The organism is Salana multivorans (genome assembly GCF_003751805.1).
Lineage (GTDB): Bacteria > Actinomycetota > Actinomycetes > Actinomycetales > Beutenbergiaceae > Salana > Salana multivorans.
On record NZ_RKHQ01000001.1, the window covers coordinates 1,975,420 to 1,992,293 of the forward strand.

The window sequence follows — 16,874 nt, forward strand, 5'->3', positions numbered from 1 at the left end:
AGGCCGGTGAGCACGCCCAGCGTCAGCTACTCGATCACCGTCCGGCTCGAGCTGCCGCCGCGCCCGAGCGCCGTCTCGACCCTCACCACCGCCGTCGAGGACCAGGGCGGGCTCGTCACCGCCGTCGACGTCTCAGCGTCGGAGTCCGACGTGCTCCAGATCGACCTCACGATCGCCACGGGCGGCGAGGTCGACGCGGAGCGGATCGTCGAGGTGCTCCGCACGGTCGACGGCGTCGTCATCCGCCGGGTGTCCGACCGCGTGTTCCTCGCGCACCTCGGCGGAAAGCTGACGATCGAGTCGCGGGTGCCGATCCGGCACCGGGACGACCTCTCGCTCGTCTACACCCCCGGCGTCGCCCGCGTCAGCAAGCAGGTGGCCGAGCACCCCGAGGACGCGCGGCGGCTCACGATCAAGCGCAACACGGTCGCGGTCGTCTCGGACGGCTCGGCCGTCCTCGGGCTCGGCAACATCGGCCCGTACGGCGCGCTCCCCGTGATGGAGGGCAAGGCCGCACTGTTCAAGCGGTTCGCCGACATCGACGCGTTCCCGCTCTGCCTCGACACGCAGGACACCGAGGAGATCATCCGCGTGGTCAAGGCGGTCGCGCCGGTGTTCGCCGGGATCAACCTCGAGGACATCTCGGCGCCGCGGTGCTACGAGATCGAGGCGCGGCTGCGCGAGGAGCTCGACATCCCCGTGTTCCACGACGACCAGCACGGCACCGGGATCGTCGCCACGGCCGCCCTGACCAACGCGCTCACGGTCGTCGGCAAGCGGATGGCCGACGTCCGCGTCGTCCTGTCCGGTGCGGGCGCCGCCGGGTCGGCGGTCCTGCGGATGATGCTGGCGGCCGGCGTCGAGCACGTGACGGTCGTCGACGTCGAGGGCGTCATCTACGAGGGCCGCCCGGGCCTGCACCCCTCGCTCGACTGGATCGCGCGCAGCACCAACCGCCGCGGGCTGCGCGGGACGCTCTCGGACGCGATCGTCGGCGCCGACGTCTTCATCGGCGTCTCGGCCCCCGACATCCTCACCGTCGAGGACATCCAGCGCATGGCGCCCGACCCGATCGTGTTCGCCATGGCCAACCCGACCCCCGAGATCGACCCGGCCCTGGCGGCCCAGCACGCCGCCGTCGTGGCGTCCGGGCGGTCGGACTTCGCGAACCAGTGCAACAACGTGCTCGCGTTCCCCGGGGTGTTCCGCGGGCTGCTCGACGCGCACTCCAGCCGCGTCACCGACGAGATGCTGCTCGCGGCGTCGCGCGCGCTCGCGGCCGTCGTGACGCCCGAGGAGCTCAACGCGACCTACGTCATCCCGAGCGTCTTCCACCCCGACGTGCACGAGGTCGTCGCCCGCGCCGTCCGCGAGGTCGCCGAGCGGCTGGAGCGGGAGGCCGGTGCGCCGGCGGTCGGCGCCGACGGCCCGGGCGCGCGCTAGCGAAGGTCCTCGCGCGTGATCGTGGCGCGGAAGGAGTCGCCGGTGTCCTCGGCGACCTGGACGAACACGTCGCCGTCCGGCCGGAAGATGCCGGCGTTCGCGCCGGTGACCCACCACGCGCCGTGCCGGTCGCTCGGCGCGCTCAGGAACACCAGGTAGGTCTCACCCGACGCGAGCAGCGGCGCCGGTGCCTCCGCCATCTCGATCCAGCCCATCTGCACCACCTGGATCAGCTCGCCCGGCTCCGGCTGCGCGATGGCGACGGCCTCGGGTGCCTCGATCGTCGTGCCGAGCGACGCCGGTGCGAGCACCTCGAGGACGGTCACGTCGGACGTCGTCGTCTGCGACGTCTCGGTTCCGTCGGGCTCGGTGACGACCTCGTCGTTGCGTCGGTCGACCACCTGGACGACGAGGACGCGCGAGCCGTCGGCCGCGAGGCCGGCGATCGTGTCGTCGAGCGTGTGGCGGGAGCCCCCGTGCTCGTCGTCCTGACGGAGCAGGCGGTCGCGACCAGGCCGAGCACCGCGAGAAGGCCGGCGAACGAGCGTCGGCCCGGCGACCGCGGCGGTGCCGAGAGCACGCGCCGATCGTGGCGAGGCCGGTATTTCCGTGGACTCGACGCTCCTCGATGGCCGAGTCTCGGGGCATGACCTCCTCTCCTGCCTGGCGGGTCGCCCGCGTCGACCGGACCTGCGTCCGGCTCGTCGCCGCCGATCCCGAGACGGGCGCGCCGCGGACCGGCCCGGCTGCCGGGCCGGTCGTCCGGCTGCGCCCGGGCGGGGTGCTCGACGCGGTCGTCGGCGAGCCGGTCGCGCCCGCGGTCGGCGACGCCGTCGTCCCCGCCCCGACCGACGCCGACCCCGACCGGTTCCTCCTCGCCCCTCGGCGCAGCGAGCTCGTGCGCGACTCGGTCGACCGGACCGCCGGCACCCAGGTCCTCGCGGCCAACGTCGACGTCGTCCTCGTCGTCGAGCACCTCGACCCGGAGCCGAAGCTGGGCCGCATCGAGCGTCTCGTCACGCTCGCGTGGCGCTCGGGCGCCACACCCGTGGTCGTGCTGACCAAGGCCGACCTGGTGACGGACGCGCCGCAGTGGCTCGACGACGTCGCGCGGGTCGCGCCCGGGGTCGGCGCGCACGCCGTGTCCGCGGCGACGGGGGAGGGGCTCGACGCCGTGCGCGCCGTGCTGGAGCCCGGGACGACGCTGGTCGTCGTCGGGCCGTCGGGCGCGGGCAAGTCGACGCTCGTCAACGCGCTGGCCGGCGGCGACGTCATGGCGACCGGACAGCGACGCGAGAGCGACGGCCGGGGTCGGCACACGACGACGCACCGCGAGCTGGTGCCGGCGGGGGAGTGCTGGCTGATCGACACGCCGGGCCTGCGCGCGGTGGGGCTCGTGGCGGACGCCGACGCCGTCGACGAGACGTTCCCCGAGGTCGCCGAGCTCGCGGCACAGTGCCGGTTCGGCGACTGCGCGCACGCGGGCGAGCCGGGGTGCGCCATCGCCGCGGCGATCGAGGACGGCCGGCTCGACGAGCGCCGGCTCGCGTCCTGGCGCACGCAGCAGCGCGAGGTCGCGCACCAGGCGCGCCGGGCCGGGGACCGGGCGGCGCAGCTCGACTTCCGCCGATCGGTCCGTCAGCGTGAGCGGGACATCCGCACCTACCACCGCGTGACGGGCCGGGGCGGCCGACCCTGACGTCGCCCTCGGTCGCCCCGCCTGCGCCGGGCCACCTGCGTTGCGCCGGGTCGTCGGGGCCGGGGCAGAATGACCGGGTGGCACGACGACGCATCGACCCCGCCGACGGCGACGCCGCCCTCGCCGCCTGGGCGGAGCTCGGCGTCGCGACCCCGCGGACGGTGCTGCTTACCGCGACCCGGTACGCCCTGGAGGAGCTCGAGGCGCTCCACCCCGGCCACAGCGTCGAGGTGCGCGTCCCGCCCGCGGGCGCGGTCCAGGCGTTCGGCGGCCCCCGGCACACCCGCGGCACGCCGCCCAACGTCATCGAGTGCCGCCCGCACACCTTCCTCGCGCTCGCGACCGGCCGCACGGCGTGGGCCGAGGTCGTCGGGAACCCCATCGACGACGGCGGCGTCCAGGCCTCGGGCATCCGCGCCGACCTGTCCGACGCGCTGCCCTTCCTCCGGGTGCCGCGTCCGCGCTGAGGGAGGACGCCGGGTTCGGGCCGGCGAGCCGAGGCCGGCTGACCCGCGCCGGGGCCACGGCCGGACGGGTACGGTGATCCGGTGACTGACGACGTGGAGCCGGCCGCGGAGCCCGGCCCCGGACCGGAGGCCCAGCCCGTGATCCCCGAGGCGACCACCGCCGACGAGGTCGACACCGAGACCGCCGCTCCGGAGCCCATCGAGGTCGGCGAGGACGTCCGGATCGCCGCGGAGGCGAACCCGGCCTACGTCCGTCGGGCCCCTCGCTTCGGGGCGTTCGTGTTCGCCGCCCTGTTCCTCGCGGCGCTGATCGCCGGCGTCGCGAGCTTCGTCCGGGACGTCTTCCTCCCGCCCGAGGAGCTGGTCGGTCGCGCCCTCGACGCCGGCGGCATGTTCCTGCTGCTCTTCCTCGTCCTGTCCGCGTTCTTCGTGCTCGCGGCCTACGGGATCGCCGTCGCGCTCGATCGGCGCAGCGTACGGCGCATGCTCGCCGCGCGCGAGGCCGCCGGCCTGCCCGCGACGGACTGGCCCGCCGTCCCCGACGTGTCCGCGCGTCGGCGTCGCCGCCGGCGGGAGGGCACCGAGGCGAGCGACGCGGCCGAGGCCGGCACCGCCGAGCAGCCGGCCGGGACCGCAGCCGGGGAGTCCGCTGGGACCGACTCCGAGAAGGCGGACTCCGCCCGATGAGCCGCCGGGCCGCCCGCGCGGGTGCCGCCACCGCCGACGCCGCGCCGCTGCTCGCCGCGCTGCGGACCGAGCTGGGCGTCCCCGAGAGCTACGACCCGGCCGCCCTCGCGGAGGCCGAGGAGGCGGCGCAGCGTCCCGTCGTCGACGACCTCGAGCGGGCCGACCTGCGCGACGTCCCGTTCGTCACCCTCGACCCGCCCGGCTCGACCGACCTCGACCAGGCGTTCCACCTGGCCCGCGACGGGGACGGCTACCGGCTGCGGTACGCGATCGCCGACGTCGCCTCCTACGTCACGCCGGGTGGTGCGCTCGACGTCGAGACCCATCGCCGCGGCCTGACCTACTACGGCCCGGACGGACGGTTCGGCCTGCACCCGCCGGTGCTGAGCGAGGACGCCGCGAGCCTGCTGCCGGGCGTCGACCGCCGCGCCGCCGTGTGGGACCTCTCCTTCGACCCGGACGGCGTCCTGGTCGCCGCGAGCGTCGCCCGCGCCCTGGTGCGCTCGCACGAGCAGCTCGACTACCCGTCGGTCCAGACGGCGATCGACGACGGCACGGCCGACCCCGTGCTGACGCTCCTGCCCGAGCTGGGCGCGCTGCGGCTCGACCTCCAGATCGGCCGCGGCGGCGCGACCATCGACGTGCCGGAGCAGGAGGTGTCGGTCACCGAGGACGGTCAGCGCTACCGGCTCGCCTACCGGGCGCCGCTGCCGGTCGAGGAGCACAACGCGCAGCTCTCGCTCGCGACCGGGATGGCCGCCGCGCAGCTCCAGCGCGACGCGGGGATCGGCCTGTGGCGCACGCTCGACCCGGCGCAGGACCGCGACGTGACCGCGCTGCGCCGGGTGGCCCGCGGGCTCGGGCTCGACTGGCCGCGGTCGATGCCGTACGGCGTCTTCGCGCGGGGCCTCGACGTCCGCTCGCCCGCCGCCGCGGCGTTCGCGACGGAGGCGACGCGACTGTTCCGGGGCGCGGGGTACCGGCCGTTCGGCACGCCGGCGACCGGGCCGGGCGTCCCCGTCGGCGCCAGCCACAGCGCCATTGCCGGGGAGTACGCGCACGTCACGGCGCCGCTGCGCCGGCTCGTGGACCGGTACGGGACCGAGATCGCGCTCGCGCGGTGCGCGGGGACGCCGGTGCCGTCCTGGGTGGTGGCGGCGCTCGACGCGCTTCCCGACGAGATGGCGGCGGCGACCCAGCGCGCCAACGCCTACGACCGCTCGGCCGTCGACCTGCTCGAGGCGCTCATCCTCGCGCCCCGGGTCGGCCGGACCTACGACGCCGTCGTGGTCGAGACCACCCGCCCCAAGAACGGGGACACGCCCGTGCGGGCGACGGTGCTCGTCTCTCAGCCAGCGCTGCGGCTCAAGGTCTCGGGGCCGCGCGAGCTGCTGCGCCCGGGGTCGCGCGTCCGGGTGAGCGTCGCGTCGGTCGACGTCGCCCGGCGCGAGGTGGAGCTCCGTCTCGACTGACCCGAGACGCGGACCGTGAACGGACTGGTCCTCGATCGTGATCGGCGCGTCTCGCCACGATGGTGCGCCGCTGGCGGGTCGGCCACCGTGCCCACCCACCAGCGCTGCCGGGGGACGTCGAGGCGACCTGACCCTCCTTGACGGTGACGACGGAGCGGACTACGGTGGTAGACCGGTCCACCACGAAGGCGTCACTCATGAACTCGGCTCATCACCGCCCCGCTGGGCATCGTCGCCGCGCAGCCTCACCCGGCCGCCCGACGGTCTATCGGGGCGGCACCGTCCTGATCGGCGGCCCCGAGTGGGACGCCATGGACGACGGCGCCGTCGTCGTGATCGACGGCCACATCGCCGAGGTGGCGCCGTGGTCGACGATCGCGTCCGGGCTCGACGGCGAGACCCGTGTGGTCGACCTGGGACCTGCGACGCTCATGCCCGGCCTCATCGACGCGCACGTCCACCTCGGTTTCGACGGCGGTCCCGACCCCGTGGGACGGATGGCCGCATCGAGCGATGCCCAGCTCACCGTCCTGATGCTCCGGAGCGCGCGAGACCTGCTCAACGTCGGCGTCACGACGGCCCGTGACCTAGGGGCGAGGGGTTTCCTCGACGTGCTCGTCCGGGACGCGATCGCCGCGGGTGATGCGCCGGGGCCACGCATCCTGGCCGCGGGCGCCCCGCTGACACCGACGGGCGGCCACTGCTGGTTCCTCGGCGGGGAGGCCGACGGTCCGCAGGCGTTGCGTGCCCGGGTGCGCGACCACCGCAAGCGCGGTGTCGACCTCGTCAAGGTCATGGTGACGGGCGGCTACATGACCCGCGGCTTCGGGCCACGCGAGCCACAGCTCCACGACGACGAGCTTCAGGCCGTGGTCGCCGAGGCGCACCGGCTCGGCGTCCCCGTCACGGCTCACGTCCACGGTGTCTCCGGCATCGCGCAGGCGCTCGATGCTGGTGTCGACGAGCTGGAGCACTGCTCCTTCCTGCATCCCGACGGCGAGGTCAGGTGGGACCCCGTGCTGGGCGAGCGGATCCGGGCGCAGGGGGTCGCGGTCGCGCCGACGGCGCACTTCCGCAACCGCGCGGTCACCGAGTCGCGCGACGGCGACTTCGTCCCGCGGGTAGGGGAGATGTACCGCGCGGGCCTCACGGTCCTCGCCTCGACCGACGCCGGCGTGAACGACGTCCCGCACCATGCCTTCGTCGGCGCGCTCGAGGTCATGCACTGGCTCGGCATGCCGAGGACCGCCGTGCTCGACTCGGCCACCTGGATCGCCGCGCGGGCGCTCGGCCTCGGCGCCGTGACCGGCCGTCTGGCCGCCGGTCTTGCGGCCGACCTCATCGCCGTCGACGGCGACCCCCGGGAGGACCTCGCCGCACTCGACGCGCTCGAGCTCGTCGTCGCGGCCGGCCGCGAGCACCTCCCGGAGCCGGTCCCCGACTGGCGCGCCATCCCCCTGCCAACGCCCGAGCCGCACGGCTCCCGTCGATAACGAGGACCCGACCCATGCCACGACCACGCATCGGGGTCAACTACACCCCGAGCCGCGACTGGATGTTCCAGTGGATCGACCTCGACCCCGAGGTCGTCCGCCGGGACTTCGCCGCGATCGCAGACCTCGGGCTGGATCACGTGCGGGTGTTCCCCCTCTGGCCGGTTCTCCAGCCGAACCGCACGCTCATCCGTCGCCAGGCCGTCGACGACGTGGCGACCGTCGTCGAGATCGGCGCGGCCGCGGGCCTGACCGTGTACGTCGACGTCATCCAGGGGCACATGTCCGGGTTCGACTTCGTCCCGGCGTGGCTGGTCAACTGGCACCGCGGCAACATGTTCACCGACCCCGACGCGATCGCGGCGCAGGGCGAGCTCGTCCGGGTCCTGCTCGATCGCCTCGCACCCCTGCCCGGCTTCGGCGGTCTGACGCTGGGCAACGAGTGCAACCAGTTCGTCGCACCGCCCAACCCCGACTACATGGGTGCCGACCCCGACCAGGTGACCGGGTGGCTCGCCGGAACGATCGGCACGATCCCGGAGGGGACGCCGGGGACGTTCGCGCACAGCACGAACGACCACGTCTGGTACCGGGACGGGCACCCGTTCGTCCCGCGGCACGTCACCGAGCACGGCAACGTCTCGACGGTCCACTCGTGGATCTTCAACGGCACGGCCGCTCGATACGGCGGACTGTCGCCCGAGTCGATCAACCACGGCGAGTACCTGCTCCAGCTGGCTCGCGCCTTCTCGGCCGACCCGTCCCGGCCGGTCTGGCTGCAGGAGATCGGGGCGCCGGACAACTGCCTCAGCGACGAGGAGATGCCGGCGTTCCTCGTCGGCTCGCTCGAGTCAGCGCTCACGACCCGCGACCTGTACGGGGTGACCTGGTGGTGCTCGCACGACATCGACCCTGGCCTGTCGGACTTCAAGTCGCTCGAGTACGGTCTGGGGCTGATGCGTCCCGACCAGTCGGTGAAGCCTGTCGGCCGAGCGCTCGCCGAGGCCGTCGCCGCTCTCCCCGACGATCTGCCCCAGCCCCCTCGGCGCTCCGTCGCGGTCGTGATCGAGGTCGACGACGACGGGGTTCCGCTCTCCCGGGCGGCTCTCGCCCCCGGTGGTCCGACGTTCGAGACCTGGCACCGGCTGCGCGCGTCCGGGACCTATCCGGCCCTCGTGACCGGCGCGACCGCGGCCTCGCCCGACCAGCTCGCCGCGCGCGGCGTGACGCGACTCGTCGAGTCGCCGCGCTAGCCCGCCAGCCCTGCCAGCGCCGTCCGCAGTGCGTCGACGACGAGCTCGTCGTCCTCCGGTGGCAGCGGGAAGGGATTGAGGAAGACGGCACCGGGCACGGTCTCCTCCGTCCGCACGACGACGGCCGGCCGGCCGGCGCGCAGCCTCGCTGCGAGCTGGAGACCGTCGCCGAGCCCAGGATCGAGGTCGACGCGCAGCCGCGGTGTGTGCTGACCGAGCACCCCGTCCGGCACGGTCGACGTGCGGACGCCCGGGAGCCCCGCGAGCGCGTCACCCCATGCCAGGCAGCGCGCGAGGAGAGCCGCGTAGTCCGCGTCGTCGTCTGCGTCGAGGGCGAGCCCGACGGCGGTGACGAGCCCTGCGACGCCCTCCTTGCTCACCTTCATGCCGCGCCCGATGCCGTAGTGGGGGAACGCGTGCGCCCGCGCGACCCCGACGAGATCGCCGCCGACCAGCAGCGCGGTGTCCTGCGGCCCGCGCAGCCCCTTGCCCCCGCTGAACGCGACCGCGGCGGCGCCGTCGTCGACGTACCGGCGGAGGTTGGTGACGGGCGGGACCTGGGCCGCGGCGTCGACGATGACGGGCAGCCCGCTGGCCTCCGCGATCGCCACCATGTCGGCGAGCCCTAGGGCGTAGTGCTCGAACTGTGTCCCCGCGTACCACAGGAGGGCCGCGGTGCGGGGACCGATCTCGGCCTCCACCTGCCAGCGCGTCGTGCCGTCGGAGTACCCGGCGGTGACGATCCTCCCGCCTCCGATCCCGACCGCCCGGTCGTAGGGGTTGCGCTGCGCGCAGAGCACGACGACCTCGGTGCGGTCGGTCCGGTGTGCCGGGGCCGCGTCGACCGCGGCCGGCGTGTCACCAGCGATCGCGGCCGCGACGGCGAGTGCGACGCCCGAGACCGCCGAGTTCGTGACGAGAGCGTCGGGCACACCGATCCGCTCGGCCAGATGAGCTCCGGCACGCGCGAGGTAGTCGGTCATGTCGACATAGGCGGTGGCGGCCGCCGCCATCGACGCCAGCACGCGCGGGTCGAGCGGACCGCCGCCGAGCGACGTGATCGTGTCGGCTGCGTTGAGAACGCGCTCGACACCCAGCAGCTCGTACGGGTGCGGTGTCACGGACGCACCTGGAGGATCGCCTCGATCTCCACCGGCTGGTTGCCCGGGAGGTTGGAGGTCCCCATGGCCGACCGGGCGTGGCGACCGGCCGGGCCGAAGACCTCGACCAGCAGGTCGGAGCATCCGTTGACCACCGCAGGCTGCTCGTGGAAGTCGGACGCCGAGTTGACCAGCGCGAGCAGCTTCACGACGCGGACGACGCGATCGAGCGACCCCAGGTGCTCGCGAGCCGACCGCAGGATCTGCAGACCGGTGGCGCGCGCTGCCGCGACCGCCTCGTCGAGGCTGACCTCGGCGCCGACCCTCCCGCGGAACAGGAGGTTGCCGGCATCGTCCTCCGGTCCGTGGCCCGAGACGTAGAGCATGCCGTCGACCTCGACGCAGGCGTCGACGCTCGGCTTCGGCGGCCCCTTGGGCAGGAACGTGAGTCCGAGTGCCCGCAGGCGCGTCTCGTGACCGGGGTCGAGGGGGTTGGGCGTGCTGGTCATCATCGGCTCCCGATCGGTTGGGGAAGGCGGGTGGTGCGGAGACCGGCCTCGCGGCCCCGGGACGGGGGAGTCCGGGGCCGGGCGGGGCGGTCAGGTGCTGGGACCGGCCGGAGGCGCGGTCAGCTGGAGGCGGGTCCGGTCGTCCCGCGGATGACGAGCCGGGGCGGGCTCATCGGCTCGTCGCCCAGCGACGTGTCGCCGAGCTGGCGAAGGAGGAGGATGGCCGCCTGCCGTGCCATGCCGCGCAGGTCCTGGGCGATGGTCGTGAGGCCGGGGTGGGACCACTGGCCCGTCGGCAGGTTGTCGTGCCCGATGATGGAGATGTCCTGCGGCACCCGGATCCCACGCGCGCTGAGGGCGCCGATCGCCGCCAGCGCCATCGAGTCGTTGGCGAAGGCGAACGCGGTGGGGGGGCGGGGTCCGTCCACCATCGACAGGCAGGCCTCCACGACCTGCTCGACCGAGAAGTCCAGGTGCACGCGGGTCACGAGCTCGGCGCCGTTGCGTGTGAGCTCGCGCTCGAACTCCCGACGCCGGTAGCCGGTGTGGACGAGGCGCTCGGGCCCGGAGACGTACGCGACCCTTCGGTGGCCGAGGTCCGTCAGATGGCGGGCCGCCTCGTGGTAGGCGGTGCGGTGTTCGCTCGGGTGCGCCGAGACGACGTTCCACCGCTGCTCCTCCTCCGGGTCGGGCCATCCCAGCATGACGGAGGGGAGGCCCAGCTCGTCGAGCAGGGCGTGTCGGGGATCGCCGAGCTCGCTCTCGGTCAGGAGCACGCCGTCGACCCGTCGCTGGGTCGCCAGTCGCGTGTACAGCCCGCGCTCGAGCTCGCGGTCCTCGCCGATCAGGTGGAGCTGGAGGCCGTAGCCGGCGGGCACGAGGATCTCCTCGACCCCGCCGATGAGGAGCGCGAAGTGCGGGTCGGCGAACAGGAGGTCGGGCCCACGACGAATGACCAGCCCGACCGTCCGGGTGGAGTCGGACGCCAGGGCCGCTGCGCTTGCGCTCGGCGCCCAGTTCAGGGCGCGCGCCGACTCCCGGATACGCGCCTCGGTCGCGGGGGAGATGCCACCCTTGGCATTGAAGACCTTCGACACGGCGCTGCGCGAGACGCCCGCGTGCGCGGCGACGTCTCGAATGGTGGCTCGGCGCGGCGACCCCTCGGTACCGATGTCCCACTCCTTCGTCGTCGTTCCTTCGGGATCATAGTGCGGCACTGTCGGCCCCTGCTGCGGTGACGACGAGATCGATCTCGACCGCCTCGTCGAACGAGACGGAGCTGTCGAGGCCGGCGACGAGGGCCAGTCGGCCCGGCCCGTCGATGGCGGCCAGCGCCGGAGGTGACGGCGCGATCCGCACCTCGACCTCGCGGGACTCGCCAGGCTCCAGCCGGACGCGCGAGTGCCCCAGCAGGCTCGCCGTGCGTGGGGCAAGACCCGGCACCATGAGACGCCCGTAGAGCTGGACCACCTGGCTGCCGGCACGTCGGCCGGTGTTGGTGACGCGTACCCGGACGCCGACGCGGCCCGCGTCGACGTCCTCGATCCCTGCGGCGGCGGGCACCCCCTCGACGGGACCGAGCGTCCATGACGTGTAGCCGAGCCCGGCGCCGAAGGGCGTCTCCGGGCTGACAGGTCCGGTGAGGTAGCGCGGAGACCACTCCAGCCGCCGGTCGTAGGTAACCGGGAGCTCGGCGCTGGAACGCGGGACCGAGACCGGCATCCGCCCGGCGGGCTCGTCGTTCCCGATCAGCGTCTCGGCGATGACGCGGCCGCCGTCGGGACCCGGGTACCACGCGTAGAGCAGCGCGTCCGACAGCTCCAGAGCAGGCGAGGCGCCCTGGGCGCGACCCGTCACCATGACGGTGACGATCCGTGTGCCCGATCCCGCCACCGCCTCCGCGACGGCCTCGACCAGCTCCCGCTGGGCCCCTGGCAGGCGGACGTCCGCGAGGTCGGCGCCCTCTCCGCCCGAGACGTCGAGGTCCTCGGCTCCGGCGGCGGCGCCGTTGTCCTCGAACTCCCCGTCGTAGCGGCGGCGGCTGCTGCCTCCCAGGGCCAGCACCACCACCTCGGCCCATCGAGCGAGATCGACGGCGCGCCCGATGCCGCCGGGAAGCTCGCCTCGCACCATGCTGCCGCGCTCGCAGCGCACCTCGGCCGCGAGCGTCTGGACGAGCCCCTCGGCGATCGAGACGCCGTCGCCCGCCGGGAGCGGAGGCACGTAGTCGCCGAGGAGACAGCCGACGTCCTGGGAGTTGGGTCCGATCACCGCCACCCGCTCGATCCCGGGTGGCAGGGGGAGGGCTCCGTCGTTCTTCACCAGCACGAGTGCCGAGGCGTCGACGGGCGGGACCGGGAACCGTGGCCGTGCGGGCGCCTCGACGGAACGGGTGCCGTCGAGCAGGCCGAGCCGGTCCTTGAGGCGCAGCACGCGTTCGCAGGCCAGGTCGATCGCGGCCTCGTTCACGAGGCCGCGCGCCAGCGCCTCCTCCAGGAGGGTGAAGGCGACGTCCCCCATGCTCATGTCGACGCCGGCGTTCAGCGCGAGAGCCCCTGCCTCGACCAGACCACCCGCGGGACCGGCCAGCCGGTCGAGCGCACCCATGTCGGACATGACGATGCCCCGCGACCCCCACTGCTGCCGCAGGAGCCCGGTCAGCAGGTCGCGGTTCGCGCTGCACGGGACACCGTCGATGTCGTTGTAGGCCGACATGAACCCGGCTGCGTCGGCGAGCACGGCCGACCGTGCGGGGGGAAGGTGGATCTCGTGGAGCTCTCGACGCCCGATGACGGCGCTGGCGGCGTTGCGGCCCCCGGCAGCCGCTCCCTGGGCCGCCAGGTGCTTGACCACGACGGCGACGTGCGCGGCGTCGATGCGCTCACCCTCCCCCTGCATGGCCGCCACGGTCGCCCCGGTGAGCTCGGCCGCCAGCAGAGGGTCCTCGCCGAAGCACTCCTCGGAGCGTCCCCAGCGGGGGTCGCGGGCCAGGTCGAGACCGGAGACCAGGGCGACGTGGGCGCCGACGGAGGCGAGCTCCGCCGCGACGGCCGCGGCTCGCTCGGCGACCCACTCGGGGTCGAACGTCGCTGCCTGGCCGATGGTGGTGGGCAGCAGCGTGCCGCCCAGTCCCTGGTGCCCGTGGGGTGCTTCCTCGACGATGAGCGCCGGGACGGCGAGGCGCGAGACGGCGGCGACGGCGTCCTGGAGCTGGCGGGTCACCTCGGCTGCCGCCTCCGGCGCGATCCCGTTCGACCAGGACTGCCCCGACCAGGCGTCAGCACGGTGGAGACCGTAGACGGCACCGATGCCTCCCCAGTGCTCGGCGTGCGCCAGCAGCTCCTCCGAGAGGACGTAGCCGGTGCGGGTGCGGCGCACGTGCTGCCAGCCGAAGAGGCGCTGGTTGAGCTGGCCGACCTTCTCCCTCGTGGTCATGCGAGCCAGCAGCTCGCGCACGCGGTCGGTGGGTGAGTCCTGGGTGGTGCGGGCCGGATCGGTCATCGTCATCCCTTCACCGCGCCCGAGAGCACGGCGTTCTCCATGCGCTTGGCCAGCGCGATGTACACGGCGTAGACCGGCAGCAGCGTCACGACGATGCCGGCGGACAGGATCCCGTACTGGGTGCTGATCGTGGAGGTGAGCGTCGGCAGCGCGACCTGGGCCGTGCGCACGTCGGTGCTCGGCCCGGCGATGACCAGCGTGAAGAAGTACTCGTTCCAGAAGGACAGGAAGTTGAGGATGGCGACGGTCGCGAGCGTCGGCGCCGTGAGGGGGAGGTAGACCGACAGCAGCATCCGCAGCGGTCCTGAGCCGTCGATCTCCGCGCTCTCGGCGAGCTCGGGCGGCACGGCTCGTACGGCCTGCACCAGCAGGATCACGCTGAGCGGGAGCGCCGTCGCGGGAAGGAAGAGGACGAGGAACTCGCGGGTGTGGAAGAGGTCGAGAAGGATCGCGAGCATCGCCGTCGGGACGAGCGCGGCGAAGCCGGGGATCAGGAAGCCGAGTGCGAAGCTCCGCTCGAACCAGTCGCTCAGCCGTCCCTGTGTGCGGGCGATCGCGAAGGCGGCCGGCAACGCCAGGACGATGGTGAGGAGCTCCGCGCCGAGCGTGATGTACGCCGAGTTCAGCAGGGCCTTGCCGAGCGAGGCGTTGGCGATCGCGTCACCGAAGTTCTGGATCTGCGGGTCCAGCGTGATCGCGAACGGGTTGAGGATGATCTGGTTGTTGGTCTTCACGGAGGAGACCAGGACGTAGTACAGCGGGCCGACGAGGGTCACCACCAGCGTCAGGATCCCGATGTGCCCGGGGATCAGGGAGAGTGCCGAGCGGCGTCGCTTGCTCGTCATCATGGGGCTCCGATCACTCAGTCGGTCGTTCAGTACCGGGCCCGGAAGGCCCGACGGATGGCGAGCATGCCGACGACGCCGACGATGAAGAGCACCACCGCGATCGCCTGGCCGTAGCCGACCTGTGACCGGTTGAAGGACAGGTCGTAGACGAGGAAGCTCAGCGTCATCGTCGAGTTCCCCGGACCCCCGCGGGTGAGGAGGAGGACGAGTGCCGCGGAGGAGAACAGCACCCACAGGTACTGGAGCATCACGATGACGCCGACGTACTCGAAGGCGATCGGGAACGCGATCCGCCACATCCGCCGCCAGTGCCCGCACCCGTCGAGCTCCGCAGCCTCGTACACCTCGCCGGGGATGTCGGCCAGCCGCGCGGCCAGCATGATCGAGCTCACCGCCGTCCCGGACCAGATGCCGACGGCCCACAGCACCGGCAGCGCGAACCTGGCGGTGGTCAGCCAGGACACCGGGCCGACGCCGAAGGTTGCGAGGATCGAGTTGGCCATCCCGTTGGGGGAGAAGACACCGAGCATGACCATCGCGAGCACGGGCGCCGACAGGAGCAGCGGGGTGAACAGCACCGCGCGCACGAGGCGATGACCGCGCCGCTGGAGGTTGAGGTAGTAGGCCACCATGAACGCGATGGCGATCATGATCGGGATCGTGATGACGAGCTGGAGGAGCGAGTTGCGGGTGGCGACGTGCACGTCGGGGTCCGAGACCATCCGGGCGAAGTTCTCGAGCCCGCTGAACACGGGCTCGCCGAGCAGGCCCTGCCACTTGGTGAGCGAGTAGTAGAACAGGCTCACCAGCGGCCCGATCATGAACACGACGAACCACAGGAGCGCTGGTACCGCCAGCAGGAGGAGCAGCCGGCGGGCACGCGCGCGGGAGCGGTGACGGGATGGAAGGGGGCGTGCCGGCGTCTCCGCGGACATGGTTCCTCCTGGTGCGGACGGTGGGGTGACGGAGTCCGTCCGGAGCCGCCCGGCTGGGCGGCTCCGGACGGGGCGGGGCTCAGCTCACGGAGGCGTAGGCGTCGTCGAGCGCCTTGCACACCGCCGCGGCGTCGGTTCCCGGGGAGAACGCCTGGGAGCTGGCGCGGTACATCGGCTCGGCCACCGCGCCCGGCACGTAGGTGTCGGGCATGACGGGGAAGTCGACCTCGTCCGGAAGCGTCGACAGGGCGGCCGCCATGAGCTCGTTCCCGGCGTTGGCCGCGACCTCGGGCGCCACGGGCACCACCGTGATGACGGCGGTCTGGTCGATGATCTGCCCGAGCACGTCCTCGCGGTACATGTAGGTGACGAGCTTCTCGACCGCGTCGAGCTTGTCGAGACCGTTCTGGCTCACGTACCAGCCGCCGCCGGTGAGCCCGCGGAAGGCGGTCGGCTTGTCGAACGGGCTGCCGTCGGCCAGAGGGAAGCCACCGAGCGTCGTCGACGCCGCGAGCTCGTCCGTCGCGTCGAGGAAGGCCCACGACCCGATGAACCCGATGCCCGCCTGACCCTCCAGGTACGCAGCCGTCGAGAGATCGGCCGTCAGGCCCTCGGCGCCGTCAGCGAAGACACCTGCGTCGCGAAGCTCGACGAACAGCTCGATCCCGGCCATGGCGTTGGGGCTCTCGCAGTAGCCGCCGTTGACCAGGACCTCCCGGGCCTCGTCGTTGGTCATCATCGACTGGACGACCATGAGGAGCATCTTCTGCCCGGACCAGTCGCTGCCGCCGATCGTCAGGGGCTGGATGCCTGCCGCCCGCAGGGCGTCGGCGGCCGCGACGAGCTCGTCGATCGTGCGGGGGATCTCGGTCACGCCGGCCTTGTCGAGCAGGTCCGTGTTGTACCAGACGGGCCAGGAGAAGCCCGTGTAGGGGAAGCCACGGACGTTGCCCTCCCCGTCGGTCCAGTCGGTGACGGCGTCCTCGGGGATGACGTCGGCCAGTCCCCACGCCTCGATGTAGTCGTTCACCGGGGCGACGGCCCCGCTCTTGGCCCACTCGAGCTGCTTGTCGGTGAGGTTGGTGAGCACGACGTCGGCCTCGTCGCCCGCGAGGACCGCGGTCTCGTAGACCTGGTTGAGCTCGTTCCCGTTCTGCAGGAGCTCGACGGTGATCCCGGTCTCCGCCGTGAACTCCTCGAGGACCTTGCGAAGCTGGCCGGTGCGCGGCTCGCCGTCGAGCCAGCTCGTGTGGAGGGTGAGCGAGTCGGTCGTCCCGCCGCTGGAGCCCCCGTCCGTGCCGCTCCCGCCCCCGGAGGGGCTGCCTCCCGAGCAGGCCGCCAGTGTCAGGACACCGACGGCGGCAGCGGCGACGATGCTGCTGAGCCTCGTGGTTCGTGAGTGCATAGTGTCTCCTTGTGATGGACCGGCGTTGTGCCGGTGCTTCTACCGGGCCGGCGGCCCGGTCG

At 73.2% G+C, this 16,874-nt stretch carries 15 protein-coding genes; 7 read left to right on the forward strand and 8 right to left on the reverse strand.

The genetic code is table 11. The features are described 5' to 3' along the window. Positions 1–6 precede the first annotated feature (6 nt). Complete coding sequence (locus EDD28_RS08465; protein WP_123739205.1) at positions 7–1,443, forward strand: NAD-dependent malic enzyme; 1,437 nt, start codon at positions 7–9, stop codon at positions 1,441–1,443. On the opposite strand, the gene EDD28_RS08470 is transcribed toward EDD28_RS08465, so the two are convergent. Continuing rightward, entirely contained in the window at positions 1,440–1,844 is a 405-nt protein-coding gene (locus EDD28_RS08470; protein ID WP_123739206.1) for a hypothetical protein, read from the reverse strand. The two genes, EDD28_RS08465 and EDD28_RS08470, sit on opposite strands and share 4 nt — an antisense overlap. 245 nt (positions 1,845–2,089) lie before the next feature. Between EDD28_RS08470 and rsgA the strand changes: the two genes are divergently transcribed. The 6 genes from rsgA (at position 2,090) to EDD28_RS08500 (ending at position 8,514) form a co-directional block, all read left to right on the forward strand. Further along, the gene (rsgA, locus tag EDD28_RS08475; protein WP_123739207.1) at positions 2,090–3,142 is read left to right on the forward strand and encodes a ribosome small subunit-dependent GTPase A; all 1,053 of its coding nucleotides are present in this window, start codon (positions 2,090–2,092) and stop codon (positions 3,140–3,142) included. A gap of 77 nt (positions 3,143–3,219) precedes the next feature. Beyond that, positions 3,220–3,609 carry a sterol carrier family protein gene (locus EDD28_RS08480; RefSeq protein ID WP_123739208.1) on the forward strand — a complete coding sequence of 130 codons (390 nt, stop codon included), beginning with the start codon at positions 3,220–3,222 and terminating at the stop codon, positions 3,607–3,609. 81 nt (positions 3,610–3,690) lie between these two features. Then, positions 3,691–4,296 carry a heme exporter protein CcmD gene (locus EDD28_RS08485; RefSeq protein ID WP_148059575.1) on the forward strand — a complete coding sequence of 202 codons (606 nt, stop codon included), beginning with the start codon at positions 3,691–3,693 and terminating at the stop codon, positions 4,294–4,296. Next, positions 4,293–5,768, forward strand: coding sequence for an RNB domain-containing ribonuclease (locus EDD28_RS08490; RefSeq protein ID WP_123739210.1), 1,476 nt, complete (start codon positions 4,293–4,295; stop codon positions 5,766–5,768). The genes EDD28_RS08485 and EDD28_RS08490 overlap by 4 nt, the downstream gene beginning before the upstream one ends. 197 nt (positions 5,769–5,965) lie before the next feature. Continuing rightward, positions 5,966–7,261, forward strand: coding sequence for a metal-dependent hydrolase family protein (locus EDD28_RS08495; RefSeq protein WP_123739211.1), 1,296 nt, complete (start codon positions 5,966–5,968; stop codon positions 7,259–7,261). A 14-nt stretch (positions 7,262–7,275) separates the two neighbouring features. Beyond that, on the forward strand, positions 7,276–8,514 hold the full coding sequence (locus EDD28_RS08500) for a glycoside hydrolase 5 family protein (RefSeq protein WP_123739212.1): 1,239 nt from the start codon (positions 7,276–7,278) through the stop codon (positions 8,512–8,514). On the opposite strand, the gene EDD28_RS08505 is transcribed toward EDD28_RS08500, so the two are convergent. From EDD28_RS08505 to EDD28_RS08535, 7 genes are all read right to left on the reverse strand, one after another. Beyond that, a complete protein-coding gene (locus tag EDD28_RS08505; RefSeq protein WP_123739213.1) occupies positions 8,511–9,635 on the reverse strand; it encodes a hypothetical protein in 1,125 nt (374 codons plus the stop codon). The two genes, EDD28_RS08500 and EDD28_RS08505, sit on opposite strands and share 4 nt — an antisense overlap. Further along, positions 9,632–10,123 (reverse strand): RidA family protein, encoded by a 492-nt coding sequence (locus EDD28_RS08510; protein WP_170169404.1) that lies wholly within the window; start codon positions 10,121–10,123, stop codon positions 9,632–9,634. The genes EDD28_RS08505 and EDD28_RS08510 overlap by 4 nt, the downstream gene beginning before the upstream one ends. A 119-nt stretch (positions 10,124–10,242) precedes the next feature. Then, a complete protein-coding gene (locus EDD28_RS08515; RefSeq protein WP_211339144.1) occupies positions 10,243–11,340 on the reverse strand; it encodes a LacI family DNA-binding transcriptional regulator in 1,098 nt (365 codons plus the stop codon). Beyond that, positions 11,327–13,624, reverse strand: a complete 2,298-nt coding sequence (locus EDD28_RS08520) for a glycoside hydrolase family 3 N-terminal domain-containing protein (protein WP_211339145.1) — start codon at positions 13,622–13,624, stop codon at positions 11,327–11,329. Before EDD28_RS08520 ends, EDD28_RS08515 begins: the two co-directional genes overlap by 14 nt. A 2-nt stretch (positions 13,625–13,626) precedes the next feature. Continuing rightward, positions 13,627–14,469 (reverse strand): carbohydrate ABC transporter permease, encoded by an 843-nt coding sequence (locus tag EDD28_RS08525; protein ID WP_123740016.1) that lies wholly within the window; start codon positions 14,467–14,469, stop codon positions 13,627–13,629. Between the two features lie 29 nt (positions 14,470–14,498). Beyond that, on the reverse strand, positions 14,499–15,407 hold the full coding sequence (locus EDD28_RS08530; RefSeq protein WP_123739216.1) for a carbohydrate ABC transporter permease: 909 nt from the start codon (positions 15,405–15,407) through the stop codon (positions 14,499–14,501). A gap of 79 nt (positions 15,408–15,486) precedes the next feature. Next, a complete protein-coding gene (locus EDD28_RS08535; protein WP_123739217.1) occupies positions 15,487–16,812 on the reverse strand; it encodes an ABC transporter substrate-binding protein in 1,326 nt (441 codons plus the stop codon). Positions 16,813–16,874: the final 62 nt, after the last annotated feature.